16 protein-coding genes are annotated in these 22,868 nt (G+C 34.8%); 12 read left to right on the top strand and 4 right to left on the bottom strand.

Annotated features, from left to right (window positions below; genetic code table 11):
* The first annotated feature begins 424 nt into the window (after positions 1–424).
* From BC781_RS07595 to BC781_RS07580, 4 genes are all read left to right on the top strand, one after another.
* The gene (locus BC781_RS07595) at positions 425–1,267 is read left to right on the top strand and encodes a 1,4-dihydroxy-2-naphthoyl-CoA synthase (RefSeq protein ID WP_109617954.1); all 843 of its coding nucleotides are present in this window, start codon (positions 425–427) and stop codon (positions 1,265–1,267) included.
* A 78-nt stretch (positions 1,268–1,345) separates the two neighbouring features.
* The gene (locus BC781_RS07590) at positions 1,346–1,996 is read left to right on the top strand and encodes a class I SAM-dependent methyltransferase (protein ID WP_109616643.1); all 651 of its coding nucleotides are present in this window, start codon (positions 1,346–1,348) and stop codon (positions 1,994–1,996) included.
* Positions 1,997–2,065: 69 nt separating this feature from the next.
* Complete coding sequence (locus BC781_RS07585; protein ID WP_109616642.1) at positions 2,066–2,635, top strand: Maf family nucleotide pyrophosphatase; 570 nt, start codon at positions 2,066–2,068, stop codon at positions 2,633–2,635.
* A 21-nt stretch (positions 2,636–2,656) separates the two neighbouring features.
* Complete coding sequence (locus BC781_RS07580) at positions 2,657–3,265, top strand: DUF445 domain-containing protein (RefSeq protein WP_109616641.1); 609 nt, start codon at positions 2,657–2,659, stop codon at positions 3,263–3,265.
* Positions 3,266–3,324: 59 nt separating this feature from the next.
* Here BC781_RS07580 and BC781_RS07575 read toward each other — a convergent pair whose 3' ends face one another.
* Positions 3,325–3,810, bottom strand: coding sequence for a gliding motility lipoprotein GldH (locus BC781_RS07575; RefSeq protein WP_109616640.1), 486 nt, complete (start codon positions 3,808–3,810; stop codon positions 3,325–3,327).
* A 56-nt stretch (positions 3,811–3,866) separates the two neighbouring features.
* Positions 3,867–5,426, bottom strand: a complete 1,560-nt coding sequence (locus BC781_RS07570) for a PSP1 domain-containing protein (RefSeq protein ID WP_245935594.1) — start codon at positions 5,424–5,426, stop codon at positions 3,867–3,869.
* A gap of 436 nt (positions 5,427–5,862) precedes the next feature.
* Here BC781_RS07570 and BC781_RS07565 point away from each other — a divergent pair, with 436 nt between their 5' ends.
* Together BC781_RS07565 and BC781_RS07560 are read left to right on the top strand one after the other, a co-directional pair.
* Positions 5,863–6,309, top strand: a complete 447-nt coding sequence (locus BC781_RS07565; protein ID WP_109616639.1) for a TM2 domain-containing protein — start codon at positions 5,863–5,865, stop codon at positions 6,307–6,309.
* A gap of 3 nt (positions 6,310–6,312) precedes the next feature.
* Entirely contained in the window at positions 6,313–6,687 is a 375-nt protein-coding gene (locus BC781_RS07560) for a hypothetical protein (protein ID WP_109616638.1), read from the top strand.
* A 53-nt stretch (positions 6,688–6,740) separates the two neighbouring features.
* Here BC781_RS07560 and BC781_RS07555 read toward each other — a convergent pair whose 3' ends face one another.
* The gene (locus BC781_RS07555) at positions 6,741–8,000 is read right to left on the bottom strand and encodes a CHASE2 domain-containing protein (RefSeq protein ID WP_146201645.1); all 1,260 of its coding nucleotides are present in this window, start codon (positions 7,998–8,000) and stop codon (positions 6,741–6,743) included.
* A gap of 66 nt (positions 8,001–8,066) precedes the next feature.
* Entirely contained in the window at positions 8,067–8,885 is an 819-nt protein-coding gene (locus tag BC781_RS07550; protein ID WP_109616636.1) for a hypothetical protein, read from the bottom strand.
* A gap of 745 nt (positions 8,886–9,630) precedes the next feature.
* On the opposite strand from BC781_RS07550, the gene BC781_RS07545 reads away from it, so the two are divergent.
* The 6 genes from BC781_RS07545 (at position 9,631) to BC781_RS07520 (ending at position 22,657) form a co-directional block, all read left to right on the top strand.
* Positions 9,631–12,582, top strand: coding sequence for a SusC/RagA family TonB-linked outer membrane protein (locus BC781_RS07545; protein WP_158281419.1), 2,952 nt, complete (start codon positions 9,631–9,633; stop codon positions 12,580–12,582).
* A 14-nt stretch (positions 12,583–12,596) separates the two neighbouring features.
* Positions 12,597–14,072: a RagB/SusD family nutrient uptake outer membrane protein gene (locus tag BC781_RS07540; RefSeq protein WP_109616634.1), complete on the top strand. Its 1,476-nt coding sequence runs from the start codon at positions 12,597–12,599 to the stop codon at positions 14,070–14,072.
* 89 nt (positions 14,073–14,161) lie between these two features.
* Positions 14,162–15,634, top strand: a complete 1,473-nt coding sequence (locus BC781_RS07535; RefSeq protein WP_109616633.1) for a SusF/SusE family outer membrane protein — start codon at positions 14,162–14,164, stop codon at positions 15,632–15,634.
* Between the two features lie 295 nt (positions 15,635–15,929).
* Positions 15,930–19,496: a DUF4961 domain-containing protein gene (locus BC781_RS07530; protein ID WP_109616632.1), complete on the top strand. Its 3,567-nt coding sequence runs from the start codon at positions 15,930–15,932 to the stop codon at positions 19,494–19,496.
* An 87-nt stretch (positions 19,497–19,583) separates the two neighbouring features.
* Positions 19,584–20,675 (top strand): TlpA disulfide reductase family protein, encoded by a 1,092-nt coding sequence (locus BC781_RS07525; protein WP_245935593.1) that lies wholly within the window; start codon positions 19,584–19,586, stop codon positions 20,673–20,675.
* 143 nt (positions 20,676–20,818) lie between these two features.
* Positions 20,819–22,657, top strand: coding sequence for a DUF885 domain-containing protein (locus tag BC781_RS07520; protein WP_109616631.1), 1,839 nt, complete (start codon positions 20,819–20,821; stop codon positions 22,655–22,657).
* Positions 22,658–22,868 lie beyond the last annotated feature (211 nt).

The following is a 22,868-nucleotide window of genomic DNA, read 5'->3' as shown; positions in this document are numbered from 1 at the left end:
AAATGTTGATTAGTAGTTTTTTAAACTTAGTGTGTTTAAAATATTCAAAAAAATGTAAATAATATTTGTAGAATATTTGACTTTATTAACTCGAATTCTATATATTTGTAATGTACAAAAACGAGAAAGAATAATACAATAAAGATATATATGCAACGATTCGTTGCGCAAGAATTTTTTGATTGATAATGGGTTAATAAATTAGGTTAAATGAGAAAAGGCTGACACTTTGTGTTGGTCTTTTTTTCTTTGTAATTGTTTGTGAAAACAACCGTTTCAGATTTTAATAAATTTTAATCAGTGTCTTCATTTTCTAATTGATGAAGTGAAGTTTGTATTTGATCTGAAAAATATTTCTCAATTTGTATCATCTTTTTCAATGAGAAATGTAGTTTTGAAACTGTATTACTTTAATGATAAAAAGATGAGCAAGATAGATTGGAAAACCGTAAAGGAATTCGAAGATATTACCTATAAGAAAGCAAACGGGGTAGCTCGTATTGCTTTTAACCGTCCGAACGTGCGTAATGCATTCCGTCCTAAAACAGTAGCAGAACTTTATCAAGCTTTTCTAGATGCTAGAGAAGATACTTCTATTGGTGTAGTTTTGCTTTCAGCAGAAGGCCCTTCTACAAAAGATGGTGGATATTCATTCTGTAGTGGTGGAGATCAAAATGCAAGAGGACACCAAGGTTATGTTGATGATGACGGAATGCCTCGTCTTAACATTCTTGAGGTACAACGTCTGATTCGTTTTATGCCTAAAGTAGTTATTGCTGTTGTTCCTGGTTGGGCAGTAGGTGGTGGTCATAGTTTGCATGTAGTATGTGATATGACTTTGGCGAGTAAAGAACATGCAATCTTTAAGCAGACAGATGCTGATGTAGCAAGTTTCGATGGTGGTTATGGTTCTGCATATTTGGCTAAAATGGTTGGTCAGAAGCGTGCTCGTGAAATTTTCTTCTTAGGTAGAAATTACTCTGCTCAAGAGGCTTACGAAATGGGTATGGTAAATGCTGTTATTCCACACGAAGAACTTGAAGATACCGCTTATGAGTGGGCGCAAGAAATCTTGATGAAGTCCCCAACAGCTATCAAAATGTTGAAGTTTGCATTCAACGCTACAGATGATGGTATGGTTGGTCAGCAAGTGTTTGCAGGAGAAGCAACTCGTTTGGCTTATATGACTGATGAAGCGAAAGAAGGTAGAGATGCTTTCCTTGAAAAGAGAAAACCGAAATTCAATGAAATCAAATGGATTCCATAGGTTTTTTTAAATAAAAAGAATAGAGTCATCTTAATGCGTTTTAAGGTGACTCTTTTTTTATAATCAAATTGTTAATTCATGCTTAATGAATACGATCGAATCGCTTTCATCTATGATAAATTAGTCTCTTTAGTTTTTGGGAAATCTATCCATAAAGCACAAGTAGCTTTTCTAGATAAATTAGAGGATGGTGATAAAGTTTTAATAGTTGGAGGTGGTACAGGTTGGATATTAGAAGAGATTTTCAAAAGAATAAAACCTTCTAAATTAATTTATGTCGAAGCCTCTTCTGAGATGATAAAATTGTCTGAACAACGAAATGTTTCAAAATTGAATCATGAATATATTGAATTTATACATTCAGATTCTTTGTTATTTGCCTCCAATGTTCAGTTTGATGTAATTATAACTAACTTTTTTCTTGACCTTTTTACAAATGAAGAACTTCAAGGCTGGAAAAGTCAAATTCTAAATTTATTGAAACCTAGAGGATTTTGGTTCGTATCAGATTTTCAACTAGTCTACAGTTCTTTAGATTCATACTGGCAAAGAGTATTTTCATTATTTATGCATCGTTTTTTTAAACTTTTTACAAGTTTAAGACGAAATCAATTTCCTAATTGGGAGTCGCTTTTTGATGATGTAAACTTACAAATCATTGCGAGTCAATCCTTTTTCAGAGGAATGATTTTCTCTAAGGTTTATTCTTATAAAGATTCGATAACTTAGTACTCATTTCGGTTGGCAATAAGTTTATCATCTGCTAATTTTATCTGCATTTTATTGTGATTTTTAAGTATGGATATTGGAAAAAAAATAATATTAGCTTCAAACTCTCCTAGAAGAAAACAATTGCTTCAAGAAATGGGATTTACCTTTGAAGTGAGAACAAAACCAACAGAAGAAGTTTACCCTAAAGATTTAGAGGCAGCTAAGGTTGCAGAATATTTGGCTGTGTTGAAAGCATCTCCTTTTAAAAATGAGTTAGAGGAAATTGAGTTAGTAGTTACTTCAGATACGACGGTTATTGTAGAAGACGAAATTTTGGGAAAGCCAAAAGATGCGGAAGAAGCTTTTGAAATGATACAAAAACTTTCGGGTAAATCTCATGATGTAACTACAGGGGTTTGTTTGATGTCTAAAGATAAAGAAGTAAGTTTTTCCGATTCAACGACAGTAACCTTTAGATCGCTTTCAGAGGACGAGATCAAATATTATATTGAAAACTACAAGCCATATGATAAAGCGGGAGCTTATGGTATACAAGAGTGGATTGGTTTAACAGGAATTACTGAAATTAAAGGCTCATATTTTACAGTAATGGGATTACCTACAGTGAAGTTATATGAAGCTTTAAAATCTTTTTAGTCAAGAGAAAATACAAATACAATGAATTTTACAATATATATTATTCCTTTTATTTCAGCAGCTATTGGTTGGGTGACAAATTATGTAGCCATTAAGATGTTATTTAGACCAAGAAAAGCAGTTTATGTTCTTGGATACCCTGTACAAGGTATTTTTCCTAAAAGAAAGCCAACATTGGCTAAAAGGTTAGGAGGAATTGTCGCGAGAGACTTATTCTCTCCAGAAATGATAGCTGATAAATTAGATACTCCTGAGAATAGAGCCAGCCTCAAAAAATCAATATTAGAGCGTATAATGGAATACATCGATGAAATGGTTACACAAAATGGTGGAGGAGCTCTTCTAATGATGTTTGGAGGCGATAAGATTAAAGATCAGATACATGAGCGCCTAGAGACTATGCTTGATGAGATGATTCCTCAAATGATGAATTCGGTTACTCAGAAAGTAGAAGAGGTTGATATTGAAGATATGGTAGAGAAGAGAGTTCTTGATTTCTCAGATCAAAAGTTGGAAGACCTTCTGATGTCTGTGATTAAGAAAGAACTTAAGTTTATTGAGTTGATGGGAGCTATTCTAGGTTTTATTATCGGGTTTGTTCAAATCGGAATTGTTGCTTTGACAGCTTAAACTAAAAGCTCTAGAAATTAAAGAAGGATTACTTCATTGAATGAAGTAATCCTTTTTTATTATTCAGCATATTCAATTCTATATCCTATTGCTTGTACACCGTTTAGTGAATCTGGACGCATATAGTGTTTTAAATTAAGTTGATATGTTCCAGTGTCTAATTTAATGTTTTGTTGAAGGGGAAGTTGAAGAGTGTAAATGGCTATGCCATTTCCTAATACTTCACTACTTTCTCCAAATGGAGCTCCTTTCTGAGGGTGCATTAAGTTAAACTCCGTCATTTCATTATTACTTAGAGTATCTTGCCCTTTTATGAGATCATAAATTACAAAGAGGTTGTAATGAGGGTACTCAAGTGAATAACGGATGTTGAATAAAAGATTATGGCTTCTGTTGACTTCATTTACCTTAAACTCAAATGAAGAAATAGAGTCATATTCCCAAATGTTATTATCAAAGTTTGTGTATTCTTCTTTTTCAATAGTGGAATCACATGCATAAAGAAAAGGAAGAAGTGCTAGGCTTAGGAAATAAAAAAGTTTCATGTTTTTATATGATAAAGCAAGCAGACTACTTTTTGATAAGTAGTCTGCAAGTATTATTATTTTGAATCTGTTGGTTTTCGATTAGATGGCTTCCTTCTACGATTAGGTCTGTTTGGAGCCTTCTTTTCCGGAGTTTGCTTTTGAGGATTACCCTTAGCTTGAGTAGGTTTTTGTCCTTGTTTTTGACTATTACCTTTACCTCCCCATTTCTTAGGTCTGGATTTTGATTCGGGCTGTTGTTCTACCTTTTTAGGAGTGTTCTTGTTTTCAACTTTTTCCTTCGGTAATGCTCTTCTTTTATGATGTGGAGTTGCTTCAGCACCTTTATTGTCTGTAGAAGTTACTTGATCATTCGGCTTTCGTCTATTTGGACGTTTAGAATTTTGATCTTGTCTAGTACTTCTGTCTCCACGTCTATTTGTTCCTTGTCTTTCAGTAGAACCAGATACATTCCCTCTTTGGCGTCGTCCTCTTTGTCGATCAGACTTTTGAGGCTTATCCTCTTCTGTCGGTTCGTTAGAAGCTTTTCGAATCGCTTTCTGACGAATTAGACGTTTTCTTTCGAGTTTCTCTACTGCTTCTCCTAATTTACTCTTGTGTTCCTTTGTAAATACTTCATCATCTTGAAGGGAAGTGATTTTTACTCCCTTATCGATTAGAGATAGAATTTCTTTAACTCTTTCAGCAGAAACAGGAACCCAAGTTGTTTCATTCTCATAGCTAAACCAAAGAACTTTTTTAAAGATGTCAACTTTTTGAAGAGATGCATCTCCTCTTTGAGTACGAATTGGTTTGTCAATTTGAGGAATATCAATAAGTGCGTCTAGGTAAGTTTCTAATTCGTAATTTAAACAACACTTAAGTCGACCACATTGCCCAGAAAGTTTACTAGGGTTTAATGACAAGTTCTGATAACGAGCAGCCATTGTTGTAACACTCTTGAACTCTGAGAGCCAAGTAGAACAACATAACTCTCTACCACAAGACCCAATACCGCCTAATCTACTAGCTTCTTGTCTTAAACTAATCTGACGCATTTCTACTCGGATTTTAAATTCCGAAGCAAGAATCTTAATTAGTTCTCTAAAGTCTACACGATCATCGGCAGAATAGTAGAATGTTGCTTTTGTATTATCAGCCTGATATTCTACATCAGAAAGCTTCATTTGAAGCTTTGTATCTTGTATAATTTGTCTAGTACGGTAAAGAGTAGGCATCTCACGTTGTTTAACGCGAGCAAATTTCTCTAGATCTTTATTCGTAGCTTTTCGAAGAATTTCTTTTACTTCTGGATCTTCTTCTTCTATATTTTTCTTTAGCATTTGAAGGCGAACAATTTCACCTTGTAAAGAAACATGACCGATATGGTGGCCGTTTTGCATATCAACCACTACTGGGTCTCCAGCGTAAAGTTCAAGGTTCTGAGTATTTTTGAAATAGCCTTTTTTACCACCTTTAAACTTTATTTCTGTAATATTAAAACGTTCATGACTAGGTAGATCCATGTCTCCTAACCAATCATAAACGCTCATTTTTCCACAAGCAAGTCCGCAGTTTCCATTGCTTTTACAGCCTGGAGCTGCTCCGTCACCTGTCCCGCAAGATCCACAACCCATATATTTTTAGCTATTTAAATTCTAAATTTATAAATAAGCTTCTCTATCGAAGCTGTCAATTGTTTAGATCTGAATTTTAAAATCAAATCTTTTACAAATTAAAAAAAGAATATGAATTACAAAGAGGCTACAGCTTCAAGGAAGTCATATCATTTTTAGAGACCTATTTTGAGAATTAAAATAAGTTTCTTCTCTAAGATAGGATTATTTTTAAAAACAAAGTTAATGAATTCTTACCCCATAGCCTTATTTACCTAATTTTAATTGTTTGGAATACTCGTTTTAAACTAAGGAATAAGTTTGTTAATTTATTGTCTTTCCAAAATCATGAAATTCTAACTGATTTTAGGTGAATAAGTTTGAAACTCTTTCGCTCTTTGAGACGTAAGCAAACTATAATTATACTAACTTAAGTGTCAAATCAATTTTTTTTAAAATGAAATCAACATTCATTACCTACGTATTATGGTTTTTCTTTGGTGTATTTGGTTTTCACAAGTTTTATCTTGGTAAAAACGGCTGGGGAATTATCTATTTACTTACTGGAGGATTGTTAGGGATTGGTTGGGTGATAGACCTATTTACTATTCCTGGACAGGTAGAAAATGCAAACCTTAAGTTTGCAATGAGATATGGTCATCCAAATTCAGGTCACATTCCTTCACAGCCTAGACAACAGCCCTTTGTGAATAGAGGAGATACACCTGAAAAGCAGCTACTAGATTTGGCGTCAAATCGAAAAGTAGTTTCTATGAGGGAAGTACTTAGTAAAACATCATTGAGTACAGAAGAGGCCGAGTATACAATTAGAAAATTGGCGGATAGAGGTGTCGTAGAGGAATCAATAGATCATCAAGGTAGAATTTGTTATTCAGTTATTTAAACCATGAGTCATCAATCACATATTAATCGACTAAAAAAAAAGGCGAGAAGTTTCTTTATTGCAGGTGTAGTCTTGATGGGAATCGCCCCTGTAGTAGAAAATGAGTTAATGTTAATCGGAGGGATGGTGTTTGTTGGTTCTAGTGCTGTTTTGTATTTCAAGTCGCGAAGAAAACCAAAACAAATCATCACTAAAGCTCAAATAGAAGCTTTGTTGAGAAGATCTAATAATAGAATAACTGTACAGAGTCTCGCTCAATTGACTAAAACGACTCCAGATTTTGCAGAACAAAAACTTCAGGAATATGTGATGGATAACATTCTTGATGTGGATGTTGAAGGTACTGATGTCGTTTATCGTAGAAAAGAACTTTATTGATATAAAAAACGCTTTTCAATTCTGAAAAGCGTTTTTTTATTAGACTTTATTATTTATTCTGTTTCAATACTTTCTTCTAACTTTTTCTCTTTTGCTTTTTGTTTTTCTTCAAGTAATTCATCAATTGAAATGACAGCTTTCTCAATAGCCCAAACATATGTGGCTAGAATTAATATTGTCAATTGAATATTGAAAAGCATGTAAGAAATGATCGAAACGATCGCAAAGTATGCTAGATAAAATAAGGCATCAGAAGCCATTTCGATCATAAAGTGGTCTGATGGTAACTTCCTTCTTAAATAATTCGTTACAGGGTCTTTTATGGTTAGAGCCTTGTAAGAAATGATAAAGAAGCTTGCAAAAAGGAAGATTAAAAAGCCCCACGAAATGACATTATAACCTCTTTCTAAGGCAAGGAAAGCATTTAGTAATATAAGTGGTCCATGCATTTCTCCTTTCGAAGTTTTATGCATATCGGTATCCTCAAAGTCACCCACAATTACAATTCTATCTTCAAAGTATTCTGCAATTGTACCTGGCGAAAACTCTTCAAGCATTAGAAGTTCTCCCAGTTGATAGTAGTTGTATGCCTTTGCTTGGAATAGGTCATAGTCCCATATCAAATAGTCCATGACAAAGGTGTTTAAGACCATGTTTCCATCTAAATTGCCAAAAACAAGTCCACTCTGATACCCTTTTTTATGGATGCCTTCATAGATGACTAAAGGCGTAGTCTTTAAACTGTCATTTTGAATGATATTATATTTCAAAATGATATCATCAATATTAGAACGAACTTGAGACTCCATATCAGATAAACCGACATTGCATTCAAAAATTGGATAATGCGGTTTGTCATCAGCTCCTTTATGATAAGAAACAACTAATTTTTCAGCCTTTTTAAGTTCTGCAGACAGTAAAGAATCGGTTGGTGCAGGATCGTAAAAGCGAACATCAATTAGCATATATTCATGACCAGGATTGTCATTGACAGCTTTTACTAACTTTCCTAAGGATTTTCTATTAGTAATGTCCATTTGACCAATTTTAAAGTCATTGGAATCTAATTTGTCAATAAGCTCTTTTTCCCAAGACACATTTACAAAAGCATATCGATCTCGCGGAGGTTTTTCCTCTATTCCAAAGAGTGCGTGTTTAATCGCAGATGTGATTTCTACTAAAGTGATTTCATCTGCCATAGAATAAGGCAGAGAAAAGTAGAAAATTAACCCACCAATCATGATTAATGCATGAATTGCTGAAAGCAGTGCCATTTGAGGTCTGCTTCGTTGAGTTTTTTGTATAAAGTTCAAGGCAAGAATATTTTAGGTAAAATAAACCCCTTTAATGTTAAATAATTAAAGGGGCTTAAGTAAAAATTATTTTGAAATAGGATTATCTGAAATCCATGAAGAAAACTGATCCTTACTTATTTTTCCGTATACATCTTGAACATAAGCAATTAACTCTTCTTCAAGTTGCTGTTGATCGACGAGCTCATTGTCAACCATGAAACTAGCAAGGTTATTCAATTCTTCTTTAAGTTGATTTTCATCTACAAAAGTTGGATAGAATTCCGCTACTTTTTGTTTCTGCCTTGTCTTCGTATTGTAATAGAAGATTTGAGCTTTTCCTGTTTGCTCAGGGCTGTAGGTATTTCCTTTGTGAATATAAAGGCTCTTGTTAAAGATCAATTCATTTTCATTTCTAGGGATTTTTTTACTTACAGAAGATGACCCTTCAGGAAGATACCAATATGCAAAAATCCACTCAGGCTTATTCGGATAAATAGCATTGTCTAGTTTGAAACGAAGTTCATTTCCTATGATCGCAAATTTCTCATTCCCAAAGAAGTTCTGAAAGTTATGATCATCATCACCTCTTGTGCTTAGGTTTCTGCTTCTTTTCATAGGTACCACAATACGCTTTAAAAGAGAAACAAATTCACCTGAAAGAGTAGGTTGTGTTTTTGAACCATCCAATAAAATACGACCTTCTTCTTTACTCATCGCGATTGCCTTGGCACTTTGGTCGCCAAATAGAAGTTCTGTTTCGGCAGAAATCTTATCACCACTTTTAATTGGAGTAGCCGTTTCTTTGACTTTAATGTCTCCAGTAACGTGTAAAATGAAATAGGTTTGTGCCTGAACTTGAAGGCTTAGACTAAAAAAGGCAATCAGACAAAATAATGTCTTCATAGTTTTAATTTTTACTTGACTTCAATAATCAATTTGTGATGAGCAAAATAGTACGATTATTAGCTCAACCTTTAAATATATAAATATATAATAATACTCTTTGAATTATTGCAAAGTTAATGCCCTAATCTTAAAACCATAAATCAACCGATTTAAAAAAATAAAAAACCTTGAATGATTCATATAACCCAAACTATCAATATTTGATTTTTTAGCATTAACGAGTGGTTATAAAAAAATAGTTAAAATTAAGGAATGTTAGAAAAGTGCAATAAATACAATTATCGAAATCGGTTGCGGTACACTTATTGATGATTTATTTTATTTTAAATGTACATTAAAGATTGTTGATAAAAGAAATTATATTCTGTTTAAAAATATTATGTGCGATATAAATATCATATAATTGCATTTATAAGAAATAAAATTTCAAATATTGGTTTCTGTTGAAAAAGTGTAATTTAATTAGCGTAAACTGTACAATTGCTAATAAATTTATATTCGCTAAAATTTTGCTTTAAAAAATCTAATACTTAGCTTCACGTCATTGATACACTTAAGAGATGTTTGCAGAAGTTTTTTTTACATCTTTTTAACAGTACCTCTTTTTTTAATTATAAACTAAGCTGTTCTCGACGGAGTAAATCAATTTTTGTTTGAACCGTCTAGCTATTACTAAAAGATCGAATACAATTTGTCCCTTTTTGGGATTTAACTATAAGTGTTCTGATAATTTTTTATGAAAATGAAACACAGACTATTACTTATTGGGACTTCATTACTGATGATGGTGATGAGTTTTTCCCTAGCTAATGCTCAAGAAAGGAGTATTAGTGGTACAGTAAATGATGAAAATGGATTGCCGTTACCAGGTGTGTCGGTTATTATCAAAGGTACAACAACTGGTGGTACAACTGACTTTGATGGTAATTTTAAGGTATCTGCTCCAAATGAAAATGTAACATTACAGTTAAGTTACATTGGTTATGAAATGAAAGAAGTAGTTGTCACTAACCAAAGTAATTTAGGTGTTATTACACTAGACCCTTCCGCAGAAGAATTAGACGAAGTTATTGTTATTGGTTATGGTACTCAGAAAAAGTCTGATAAGACTGGTGCTGTAGCTTCTGTTGCTACAGAAGAAATGAACCAAGGGGTTATGACAGATCCGATAGCAATGATTGCTGGTAAAGTTGCGGGTGTTACTATTACTAAAAAAGGTGGTGACCCTAACGGTGGGTTCTCAGTGAAGATTAGAGGTTCTTCTGGTTTGAGTTCAGGTACAGATCCATTGTATGTAGTAGATGGTGTACCAGGTGTAGACCCTACAACCATCGCAAATGAAGATATTCAATCAATGAACGTATTGAAAGATGCGTCTTCTACTGCAATTTATGGTTCTAGAGGTGCTAATGGTGTAATTATCATCACTACTAAATCAGGAAAAGGTCAAAAAGGATCAAATATCAATGTTAGTGCATTCAGATCATTTGATCAAGTGGCTAACCGTTTGGACTTAATGACTGCTGATGAGGTAAGAGCATTCGCTCAAGAAAATAGTCTAAATATTGTTGACGGTGGAGCAAATACTGATTGGCAAGATGCAATTTACAGAATGGGTGCAAACTCAAATGTAAATGTTTCAGCATCTGGAGCTAGTGAAGATGCTGACTATCGTTTATCAGTTTCTCATAATGACTTCCAAGGGGTAATTAAAGGTTCAAGTAAGCAAAGAACACTTGCTAGAATTAGTGTGAATCAAAAGACTTTGGATGGTAAACTTCAATTGGGTGGTTTTGTGTCTGGTATGATCGAGAATAATGATTATATCTCTTATAGCGGTAATGGTCCAAGAGATGTGTTGTACCAAGCATTCCAAAGAAACCCTACTGATCCTCTTTATGATGAAGATGGTAATTTATACCAAATCCAAAGAGATTTTAATTATAACAACCCTCTAGCTACAATAGAAGAGGTTCAAAACGAAAGACAAGCAAGAAACATGACTGTTAGCTTTAATACAAGCTTGAATATAGTTGATGGTCTTACTTGGAAAACGAATACTTCATATTTCAGAAATGATAATGAGACATTCTATTTCGAGCCTACTTATTCTTGGCCTATAAGTGATGGTTTTGCTAGACGAGCTTCAAATAATTCAGCTACTTCAGTTTTAGAAACTACTTTGAATTATGATAAAAAGCTTGGTGCTCATAGCTTAAACTTGATTGGTGGTTATTCTTATCAATTTGATGAAACTACTGGTTTGTCAGCGCAAGGTAGAGGTGCTTCTTCAGACTATGTGAAATCATACAACTTAGGTTTCTTAAATACAGTAACTTCTGATGATATTTCTTCATGGAAGAACTCTAGTAAATTGATTTCTTTCTTTGGTAGAGCAACATATAATTATAACTCAAAATATTTTGTTACTGCTACTGTAAGACGAGATGGTTCTTCAAAATTTGGAGATAACAACAAGTGGGGTATTTTCCCTTCTGCTTCTGTAGCATGGGCAGTCAAAGACGAGTTTTTCTTGAAAAACGTTGATTGGTTGTCAGAGTTGAAATTAAGAGCTGGATATGGTCTGGTAGGTAACCAAGAAATTCCTCCATACTTATCTCAAGACTTAAATATGGTTAGTGGTAGTGCTATTGACCCTATTACGGGACAGCCAGTTAGAAATATCACTGGTACAAGAAACCCTAACCCAGACTTGAAATGGGAGGAAAATTCAGAATTGAACATTGGTCTTGATTTTGGTCTTTTCTCTGACAAAGTAAATGGATCTCTTGAAGTTTATAATAAAAGAACATACGATCTAATCTACAACTATGCTGTTCCAGTACCTCCTAATAAGTATGCAACTACTTATGCCAATGGTGGTGATATTGAGAATAGAGGTATCGAATTATTCTTAGAGTGGTATGCTTTAGATACTGAAAACTTAGATTGGACTACAAATATTGTTTTCTCTAAAAATGAGCAAAAAGTACTTTCATTAGCTAGTGCTGACGGTTCTTACAGATCAGATCCACTAGAAACGGGTTGGGTTTCTGGACGTGGATTGGTAGGAACTAGTACTCAACGAGTACAACCTGGTTATGCAGTAGGTACATTCTATATGCCTGAGTTTGCAGGATTCTCTGAAGATGGTAAATTCTTGTTCTACACTGAAGCTGGTGGGGTAACTAGAGATGAAACTAAAGCTGCTAAGAAAGTTGTGGGTAATGCTCAACCAGATTTCGAGTTGGCATGGTCTAACTTCTTCAAAATTGGAAAAGGCTTTGATATCAGTTTCAACTTACGAGCAGTTGTTGGTTTCGATGTCTTGAACGTTACAAAAATGGTTCTTGGAAACCCTAACGTATTACCTTCATTGAATGCTTTAGCTTCTGCAAGAGATGAATATGCAGCTGGAATGAGAGATAATGCGAAAGTTAGTGATTACTACCTAGAGGATGGATCATTCATCCGTATGGATAACTTCACTCTTGGCTATACTTTCCAAACAGCCAATGTTGAATGGTTGAAACAATGCAGAGTATATACGACAGTGAACAACATGTTCTTGATCACTGACTATTCTGGTATTGATCCTGAAGTTGGCTACAGTGGATTATCTTTCGGTATTGATCAATACAATACATATCCAAAGACTCGCTCTATCACTGTTGGTATGAATGTAACCTTTTAATTGAGCTATTGAAAATGAAAAAGATATATTTATTATTCCTATTGAATATAGCATTTGCGACGTCTTGTACAGACTTGTCGGAAGATATTTATGATGCTATACCCGTAGAAAAGTTTCCAGAGAATGATAAGCAGGCTGCTTTAATTTCAGTACCTGTTTATTCTCCAATGAAAGATCTACTTGACTGGGGTGGATGGTGGTTCTCTCAAGAATTACCAGGAGATGATGTTGTTTGTCCTACAAGATTAACTGACTGGGATGATGGAGGAAAATGGAGAGTACTTCACACTCATGAGTGGACAAACGAAACTGAGGCTGTTACAGGGATGTGGGGTAAGTTCTATGAAGGAATTGTGGAAGCAAACCAAATCATAGAAAGCCTTGCTAGTGCAGAGCAAAACTCAACTACACTTCAAGTTATCTCTGAAGTGAAAACTATGAGAGCGTTCTATTATTATCTATTGATTGATAATTATGGAGATGTTCCTTATGTAACGTCTTTTGCAGATGCCGATCCAGAACCAATGAAAAATACAAGAGCTGAGGTATACACTAGCTTAGTTCAAGATTTGGAAGAGGCAGTTCTTTACTTGAAAAATGAGAACATTAAAACTTTGGCAACTAAGCAGATGGCTAACTCTTTGTTAGCAAAGTTATATCTTAATGCTGAAGTGTATTCAGGACAAGCAGAGTGGGCAAAGGCTGAAGCAAAATGTGATTCAATCATCGCTTCAGGTTTCTACTCGCTGGAAGCGAATGCTTTAGCTCCATTTGTGACAAACAATGAAAAGTCTTCTGAGAATATCTTTACCATTCCTTTTGATAGAGATAATTTGAAAGGTTTTAACCTTCACATGAGAACACTTCACTATAATCATAATGAAACATTTGATTTGACTGTAGGTACTTGGAATGGATTTGCAGTTACTGAAGATCATTTCAACAGTTTCTCAGATGATGATGCACGTAAAGAAGGGTTCCTTTATGGACCTCAGTTCTCTAGTAGTGGGGCAGCTCTTATTGATGGAACAACAGGTACTCCTGTAGTGATCAATCCAGTTATTCCAGCATTGGTAATGGATGCTTCTTATACTTCAGAAGAAATTAGAATGTCTGGTGCTCGTGTAGCAAAATTTGAAATTGCTTCAGGTGCAAATGACAACTTAAGTAATGATTTCCCTGTATTCAGATACGCAGATGTCCTTTTGATGAAAGCTGAAGCAATGATTCGCCAAGGTAAAAATGGAGATGAATATGTGAACATGGTAAGAGAGAGAGCAGGTGTTGATGCATGGACAAACACTTCGCTTGATCAATTACTTGAAGAGAGAAGTAGAGAATTGTATTGGGAAGGTCACCGTCGTCAAGACTTGATCCGTTTTGGAAAGTTTGGAGATAGCTGGTGGGAAAAAGCAGCTTCATCAGCTGATCGTGAAACTTACCCTATTCCGCTTTGGGCTACTCAAGGTAATCCAAACTTAGAATTGTAATATAAAAGATGGTGCTGAGGATTTTTTAACCTCAGCACTTATCAACCTCACATAAAATAACTGTCTTAACTTTTTAAAAAGTAAACATTATGGAATTGAAAAAACAATTTAGCATTCTATCTATGCTATTTGCTATGGTTATTGGTCTTACAATGACTGCTTGTGATGAAACTGAAGATCCAACTGATGGAGGTGGAGATGGACCATTAATTGAAGATGGTGTTTATTTAACAGGTGATGCTACTGGTTTAGAATTTAGTAGAACTGGTTTCTTAAATCCAGGTAGAGCAGAAGGAGAAGGATTCTCAAATGCTTTGAGAGAAGGAATGACTGAGCGTTTCATTTATTTGTCTGCAGGTAAATTGCAAATCGCAAATGTAGAAGGTGGACAAGTTTTCTATTATGCTAAAGCTGATGACCACCAAGAAGTAGAGCCAGATCCAACTACTGATCATATTCAAACTTCTTATTTTACTGGTACTTTACAGCAAACTGAAGATGAAACTGCTGGTTTTGATATCGTAGAAGAAGGTGTGTATCACGTAATTCTTGATGCAACTACTAATCAATATATTTATACTAAAGTTGAGTCTTTAGGTGCTATCGGTGATGCTACTGAACTAGGATGGAGTGGTGAAGTTGATTTAGCAATGGTTGATGCGAAAACTTTCAGAGCTGAGAACGTTGTTCTTCGTACTCCTGGTGGTGTGAAATTCCGTTACAATGATGGATGGAAGATTCAAAGAAGTGAAGATTTCGTTGTTTTCTCTAACTTCGGTTTCAGAGATGGCGCTCTAGAAATGGGTGACCCAACTGTTAAGCCTGATGTAGATGGAGAATATACTGTTGAAGTAGCTTATAGCGATGAGACTGGTACTTTTGGTTATTCATTGACTAAAACTGGTGATGTTGAAGCTTTAGATTATCCTGAGTCTCTATACGTAATTGGTTCTGCATTGACTGGTGACGATGATGGTTGGAACTGGGATTTGATGGATTCACCATTGAAAGCTGTAGCTAACAATAACGCTCACTTGTTCTGGACAATCGTATGGTTAGAAGAAGGTGGAGAATTTAAATTTGCTCCTCAAAGAGAGTGGAATGGTGACTTCGGTGGATCAGGTGACTTGGCTGACGGTAAAACTGCAAAAGGTTCAGATAATATCACAACTCCAGGAGCTTCTGGATACTACATGGTTGTAGTTGATCTTGAAAATGAAGAAATTCATGTATCTGACTCTCCAGAGGTTTACTTAATCGGTGATGCTATCGGATCATGGGATAAAGCTACTGAAGCTGGTAAATTTATGGTAGAGGGTGAAGAAATGGTATTCACTGGAGACCTTACTGAAACTGCTGAATTGAGAATGTATGCTTCTCACCCAGCTCTAACTGCAACTGCAGCTTGGGATTGGTGGACTTCAGAATTCATCGTTCTTGATGGAATGATTGAGTACAGAGGTGCTGGTGGAGATCAAGATAGAGTAGCTGTTTCTACAGGAAACTATACAATCAGCTTGAACTTCAAGTCTGGTGCTGGTTCTGTAACTATGAACAACTAATTATCTAATCAATTAGATTAGTATAAAAATATCAAAAGGTCATCTCTGAAAAGAGGTGGCCTTTTTTTATACCCAAAATTTAGCCTTTAAAAATTAGTCATTCGGATACTCTAGCTGAACATGTGTAGATATTCAGTATAAAATTCTTAATGTATATCTAAACATTTAATAATTAAGTGAGTAATATTTATTAAGTGTCTTCTAAACTTTTTAACTTTAGACACAGAAAGTACTTTTTTAGCTTAAAATATTAATAAGCTAAAATCAATTAACGCCTTTTTTACCAGGTAACTATATGAAAATGAGAAAAAAAATACTATCACTTGGTAGTGGGGTCTTGTATGGCTTAAATGGTCATAACAATGGTCACACTTTTAAAAAACACTTGTTGTGTCTTTTTGGAATGCTACTAGTTAGCAATTTTTCTTTTGCACAAACTATAACAGCCTCAGTTGATCCAATTATTGCAGATCAGCCTGTTACTTTTACTGCAGACCTTTCCAACTCTGATTTAAATCTAAATGAGGCTTGGGCTTGGGTATGGGTAGAACAACCTCAAAATTCCTCTGCTAGTGTTCCAACAAATGTGAATCCTGCAGATGCATCTGCGGATGATGCGAAGTGGACAAATACTTCTGGGGATCTTTGGGAGTTAACATTCACACCAACTGAGTTTATGAATGTTCCAGTCTCAGAAATTGAAGAATTAGGTATCCTACTTAAAGGTAAAGATTGGGGTGATGGACAAACTGGAGACTTTAAGTTTAAAGTAATTCCTTCAGAAGGCTCTCTTCAAATCACTTTAAATAGCCCAACTCAAACAGATCTCAACAGCGTTCAAATTGAGGATGATGTAGTATTTGATCTTACTACTAATAAAGTGGCAGATTTGAGTGTAGTCGTAAATGGAGATACACTTATTCAAGAAACTGGAGAAGCATTAGCATACACTTGGACAGTTACGACTGGTGGTTTGCTAGAAATCGAAGTGTTAGCTTCTGCCGAAGAAGATGGAAAGACTGAGACTGATAGAAAAGAGTTAAAGGTATTTATTGAGCCTAATGTGGTTGCTAAGCAGAGACCAGCATACGCTACAAACTTTGGCCCGAACTATAATGGGACAGAAGTTACTTTAGTAATGCATGACCCTAAAAAGCTTAAGAAAAATGTATATGCTATAGGTGATTTTTCTGATTGGAAAACAGACCAAGATTTCTTGATGTATAAAGATGAAGAAGCTTATGGAAATTATTGGTGGATTACAATCTCTGACCTAGATCCAGATAAAGAATATATTTATCAATATTTGATAGATGGTGAAATTAAAATAGCCGATCCTTATACGGAGAAAGTTTCTGACTATGATGATAAATACATTAATCAAGGAATTGTTCGTTACCCAGATCTAATTGCTTATCCTGAGGGTAAAACATCATTTAGAGCTTCAGTTTTTCAAATTAATCAGCCTACATATGAGTGGGAGGTTACTGATTTTGAAAGACCAGCTCAAGAAGATTTGGTTGTATATGAAATGCATATCCGTGATTTCACTGAAGAGGATACTTATCAAGCATCTATTGAGCGATTAGATTATATCCAAGAGCTAGGAGCTAACTGTATTCACCTAATGCCAATCAATGAATTCGAAGGAAATGATTCATGGGGATATAATCCTAACTTCTATTTTGCTCCAGATAAATACTACGGAACAAAAAATGATTTAAAGCAATTTATTGATGAATCTCATAAAAGAGGAATTGCAGTAATTATTGATATGGTACTTAACCATTCTTATCATTCATCTCCATTAGTTCGAATGTATAATGATGGTGATTTTGGGGATCCAACTTCAGATAATCCTTGGTATAATGTAGAATCTCCTAACAATGAATATTTCTGGGGAGCAGATTTAAATCACGAGAGTATTCATACTCAAACATTAGTGGATAGTGTGAACTTACACTGGGTTAAACACTATAATATTGATGGTTATCGTTTTGACTTTACTAAAGGATTTACACAAACTCCAGGGCCAGGACATGGATATGATGCAGCTCGTATTGTTCTACTAAACAGAATGGCAAATGAGTTGTGGAAAAACGAAGAAGCAGAAGGAGCTTATGTTATTTTGGAGCATTTAGCTGACAACCAAGAAGAAAAAGAATTGGCTGCTAATGATATTATTCTTTGGGGTAATATAAACCATAATTTCAGAGGTACTGGAAATGGTGGTACAGATGATTTAGGTTGGCAATACCATAAGAATAGAGGTTATGAGAAAATGGGAGTAATGTCTTACATGGAGTCTCATGATGAGGAACGTCTTGTTTATGATGCTTTAAATTATGGTGCTTCTGAAGGTACTTATAACCTACAAGAATTACCTAATGCACTAGAACGTCAAAAATTAAATGCTGCCTTCTTCTTTACAGTTCCAGGTCCAAAATTGATTTGGCAATTTGGAGAACTAGGTTATGATTATAGCATTAACTATAACGATAGAGTGGGTAGAAAGCCTGTGAGATGGGATTATGCTGAAAATCCATTGAGGTTTAATCTATACAAAACATATCAAGCACTGATTTCACTTCGTAATCAACTTCAAATTTCAAGTTATAGCTATGAGTCTGTAAACCTAGGAGGAGCTACAAAAGAAGTATCTATTGAAACGCCTGTTGCAAAAATGTATGCAATAGGAAACTTCTCAATTACTGAAAAAGAAGTAACGATTAAATTCCCTAATACAGGAACATGGTATAATTACTTTACAGGAGAAGAAATTAATGTAACAGAAGCGAATCAAACGGTAACATTTGCTCCAAGTGAATTTAGAATTTTTGTAGACCAACAAATGGATTTTCCTGAAGAGGGTATCGTGAAGGCATATACACCTATGGTACAAGTAAATCCATTTGAGTTTGATGAAGATACTGAAATTAAAATCATCTTTGATCCTGCAGAAGGTAATGCAGCTTTACTAGGTGAGGAGAAAGTATACGTTCAGGCTGGTTTAATTTTAGAAGATATTGGTTCTGAAAAAGTAGAGAAGCTAACAAGATCAGAAATGACAAAGGTTGAAGATAAGTGGGAGTTAACGATGACTCCAAGAGCTTATTTTGAACTAACAGCATCTGAAAAGCCATTCCATTTTGTTCTTTATTTTGAAAATGAAAGTGGGGATAAAAAAGGGCTTACTTTAGAAGAAAAAGAAGTTGTTTTAGACTTTAAACAAAATATTGAAGATGGGAAAATAGTATTCTCGCCAGCCAATTGGTTGCCATCAGAAGAAGTGACTATCACTATTAATGTTTCTGGTACATCATTAGAAGGAGATCAAGATGCATATCTTTGGGCTTGGATTGACCCAAGTTCAGTTTCTTCAGATATTGATAATGGCGCTTGGGAAAACTCTTCAGAAGGTGCTAAAATGGTGAGAGTTTCATCTACAAAAGTAAAGATCACAATGACTCCAACTTCATATTATGGGGCTTCTTCAGCTGACATTTTTGCTAACGGGATTAAATTCTTGATTAAAACTAAAGATGGAGGTTCTCAAACTGCAGATATGGGGCCTTTTAAACCTAATGTAACTACAGGTGTTGAAGATGATTATAAATCACAGTCAATGTATTTAGCACCTAATCCTGCAACAGGGTCAGTTGAGATTGGTTTTAAAGACCAAATCACAGAGCCTGTAGCTGTAGATTTCTTTAATATCCAAGGTCAACATATTTTCTCAGGGCTTTATAGAGCATCTGACAGTAAAATTGCCTTAGATATTTCAAATCTAACATCAGGGATTTATGTAGTTAGAACTGTCTCAAATTTAGGCGTTCAGACACAAAAGTTAGTAGTGAGATAATATTTCTTGAACCATAGATTAGAAAACCCCAGTATGATACTGGGGTTTTTTATTTTATATTTAGTACGAATTAAAATAAATATACTAATGAGAAGATTTTTTACGTTTTGCGGAGCCGCTCTAATGATGGCTTCTTGTGCAGCTGATAAACAAGAAATGGTATTGAATGGTACTGTTGAAAACTATGAAGGAACAGAAGTAGTGATCACAATGCCAGAAGGTGAGGAGTGGAAGTCTGACACTGTTAAAATTGAGAATGGGAAATTTCAATATACTAAAGCGCTAACGTCTCCAGAAGTGATGCGTATTTCCTTTGGTGACAAAGGAGGTGTTGTAGCTTTTGCTGAAGATACTGTCTTAAACTTTACGGTTAATACTGACAGTGTGATGGGCTATTCTTTGGAAGGTTCAAAAACACAAGATGAGTATAAAGTTGCATCTAAGATTGATGAAAAGTATAGACCTCAGTTCATGAATCTAAGAGAGGAGTATGAAAAAGCAAATGCAGAGGAGAACAAAGAAGAGGTGGAGAAGATCATTGCGAAGTATGATGAACTAGATGCTCAGATTAGTAAAGAGAAGACTGCTTTTATCCAAGAAAACCCGAATTCATATGCTTCAGCTTATGTATTTAGTAGAAATGTTTATTACATGGATTTGGAGCAAATGGATAAGACTTTCCAACTACTATCTCCAGCGGTACAATCATCTTTCTATGGTAAAAATATCAAAGAATATATTGATGCCAATAAACGTACAGCAATTGGACAAAAAGCTCCTGACTTTAAGCTAGCAACACCTGAAGGAGGAGAGTTGGCTTTATCAGAAATTAAAGGACAGAAGTTATTACTAATTGATTTCTGGGCATCTTGGTGTGGACCTTGTAGAAGAGAAAATCCAAATGTGGTAAAGATGTATGAGGAGTATAAAGGCAAAGGCTTAGAAATCTTAGGTGTTTCATTGGATAATAAGGATGAAAACTGGAAGAAAGCAATTGAGAAAGACCAACTGTCTTGGAAGCATGTTTCTGACCTGAAAGGTTGGTCAGCAGCTCCAGCTAAGCTTTATGGTGTGAGAAGTATTCCGAATACTTTTTTAATCAATGAGAAAGGAGAAATCATTGCGAAAGGTTTACACGGGGAAGAACTAAGAGAAACAATCAAAGCATATTTAAACTAATCGGTTATACATTAGTTTAAGAGAGAGTCACTGGTAAGTGACTCTTTTTTTTATGTCCTCACTTCAAAATTTAATATTTTGGGTGTAGATATTTTAAAGAACTATTACTTAAAATCATTTGAGGGAAACCTCTTTTAAATGTTATGACTAACCAATTCAAAAATTTATGGGCATATCTGCTAATCGGTGGTATGTCTTTTTCAGCTTGTCAAAATCTAGATCAAACGAATGCAACAACAGCTAGCGTAGAAGAGTCTCAAAAAGCAAATATGTTTTTTGAACGCGTTTATGAAGAAGGAGTAGAGCGTTCGCCTATGCAACAGACTTACCTTGGCCGTAAGACAAATAATGACAAATGGGATGATCTTTCAGAAGCCTCTGAACTTGAAGAACAACAAATCAGAAAGGCATATTTATCTTTTCTCAAAGACTCAATAGATGCATCATTACTTGATGAACAAACACAGTTGAGCTATCGATTGATGAAAGAAAAGTTGAAACGTCAAATTGAAGGCTTTAAATACAAAGATTATTCATACCCAGTAAATCAGATGTTTGGGCTTCATGCACAAGTTCCTGCTTTTTTATTGTCATTTCATAAAATTGATACACCCACAGATGCTCAGGCCTACATAAGTAGATTGAATGCTGTAAAACCAATGTTTAAACAGCTAGAGGAAAATTTAAATAGACGTGCTAAAGTGGGGATTTTACTGCCTACCTTCCTTTACCCGAAAGTATTAGATGCTAGTAAAAATGTGATCAAAGGTTATCCTATGGATGACTCTCAAACGCCGAACCTCTTCCTTAAGAACTTTGAAGAAAAAGTGGCAAAACTAGATCTGACAGATGAGGAAGTTGGAAAGTTGAAAAATGAATGTATTTCAGCTTTAAAAGAATCTGTAAAGCCTGCATACGAGAGTTTGATTCAATTATTAGAAGAGCAGCAGAAGCAAACAAATAATGATGCAGGAGTTTGGAAGTTGAAAGATGGGGATAAATTCTATGATTTTGCTTTGGCGGGAACCACAACAACAAGCCTGACTGCCGATGAAATTCATCAGATTGGATTGAATGAGGTTGATAGAATTCATGGAGAAATGAAAGCAATCATGAAACAGCTTGGTTTTAAAGGAACACTACAAGAGTTCTTTGTATTTATGAAAGAAGACCAACAATTCTATTACCCGAATACGGAAGAAGGAAAGCAAGCCTATTTAGACTCAGCAACCAAGATTGTAGATGCTTTTAAGTTGAGACTAGACGAGTTATTCATCACAAAGCCTAAAGCAGATATGCTTGTAAAACGTGTAGAAGCTTTTCGTGAGAAAACAGCAGGTAAAGCATTTTATAATAGTCCTGCAATTGATGGATCACGTCCTGGTTTTTATTATGCAAATCTTTATGATATGAATAATATGCCTAAATATGAAATGGAAGCTCTAGCATTTCATGAAGGGATCCCAGGTCACCATATGCAGTTGTCTATTGCTCAAGAGTTAGAAGGTATTCCTGAGTTTAGAAAACATGGGAGATACACAGCTTATATAGAAGGTTGGGGGTTGTACTGTGAGTTTATTCCTAAAGAGATGGGATTCTATAAAGATCCTTATTCGGATTTTGGTAGACTTTCTATGGAAATTTGGAGGGCTTGTCGTTTGGTTGTTGACACAGGAATTCATGCAAAAAAATGGACAAGAGAAGAAGGTATTGCTTATTATCAAAAGAACACGCCTGCGTCTTACTTAAACTGTGAGCAAATGGTAGATCGTCATATCGTAATGCCATCTCAAGCTACAGCCTATAAAATAGGAATGCTTAAGATTTTAGAGTTAAGAGAAAAAGCTAAAATAGCATTGGAAGATCAGTTTGATATTAGAAAGTTTCACGACATCGTCTTGACGAGTGGTCCAGTTCCTTTAAATATATTGGAAGAAATGATTGATAACTGGATAAACGAAGAGCAAAAATTAGAAATGTAAGATTGGTCTTATACTAACTTCTTCAACACCTCTTAATTTAAATTAGGAGGTGTTTTTTATTTTAAATCTCATTTTTTGAAATCTGAGTAAAATAAAATATTAGTGGTTTATCGATAGGTCTTACGAAATATTCTCAAACTGCTAAAAATAAATTCTGAATTGTGAATAAAAGTCACAAAGTTAAAATTAATAAATCGGGAAAGGCCTGAAA

The sequence above is a fragment of the Sediminitomix flava genome (assembly GCF_003149185.1).
GTDB lineage: Bacteria > Bacteroidota > Bacteroidia > Cytophagales > Flammeovirgaceae > Sediminitomix > Sediminitomix flava.
The sequence above is the reverse complement of the archived record's forward strand: the minus strand, read 5'-3'. Positions and strand labels throughout refer to the sequence as shown.

Coding starts and splice junctions, on each gene's coding strand:
- BC781_RS07595 (WP_109617954.1), top strand. CDS start 425: ATGAGCAAGATAGATTGGAAAACCGTAAAGGAATTCGAAGATATTACC.
- BC781_RS07590 (WP_109616643.1), top strand. CDS start 1,346: ATGCTTAATGAATACGATCGAATCGCTTTCATCTATGATAAATTAGTC.
- BC781_RS07585 (WP_109616642.1), top strand. CDS start 2,066: ATGGATATTGGAAAAAAAATAATATTAGCTTCAAACTCTCCTAGAAGA.
- BC781_RS07580 (WP_109616641.1), top strand. CDS start 2,657: ATGAATTTTACAATATATATTATTCCTTTTATTTCAGCAGCTATTGGT.
- BC781_RS07575 (WP_109616640.1), bottom strand. CDS start 3,810: ATGAAACTTTTTTATTTCCTAAGCCTAGCACTTCTTCCTTTTCTTTAT.
- BC781_RS07570 (WP_245935594.1), bottom strand. CDS start 5,426: ATGGGTTGTGGATCTTGCGGGACAGGTGACGGAGCAGCTCCAGGCTGT.
- BC781_RS07565 (WP_109616639.1), top strand. CDS start 5,863: ATGAAATCAACATTCATTACCTACGTATTATGGTTTTTCTTTGGTGTA.
- BC781_RS07560 (WP_109616638.1), top strand. CDS start 6,313: ATGAGTCATCAATCACATATTAATCGACTAAAAAAAAAGGCGAGAAGT.
- BC781_RS07550 (WP_109616636.1), bottom strand. CDS start 8,885: ATGAAGACATTATTTTGTCTGATTGCCTTTTTTAGTCTAAGCCTTCAA.
- BC781_RS07545 (WP_158281419.1), top strand. CDS start 9,631: ATGAAACACAGACTATTACTTATTGGGACTTCATTACTGATGATGGTG.
- BC781_RS07540 (WP_109616634.1), top strand. CDS start 12,597: ATGAAAAAGATATATTTATTATTCCTATTGAATATAGCATTTGCGACG.
- BC781_RS07535 (WP_109616633.1), top strand. CDS start 14,162: ATGGAATTGAAAAAACAATTTAGCATTCTATCTATGCTATTTGCTATG.
- BC781_RS07530 (WP_109616632.1), top strand. CDS start 15,930: ATGAAAATGAGAAAAAAAATACTATCACTTGGTAGTGGGGTCTTGTAT.
- BC781_RS07525 (WP_245935593.1), top strand. CDS start 19,584: ATGAGAAGATTTTTTACGTTTTGCGGAGCCGCTCTAATGATGGCTTCT.
- BC781_RS07520 (WP_109616631.1), top strand. CDS start 20,819: ATGACTAACCAATTCAAAAATTTATGGGCATATCTGCTAATCGGTGGT.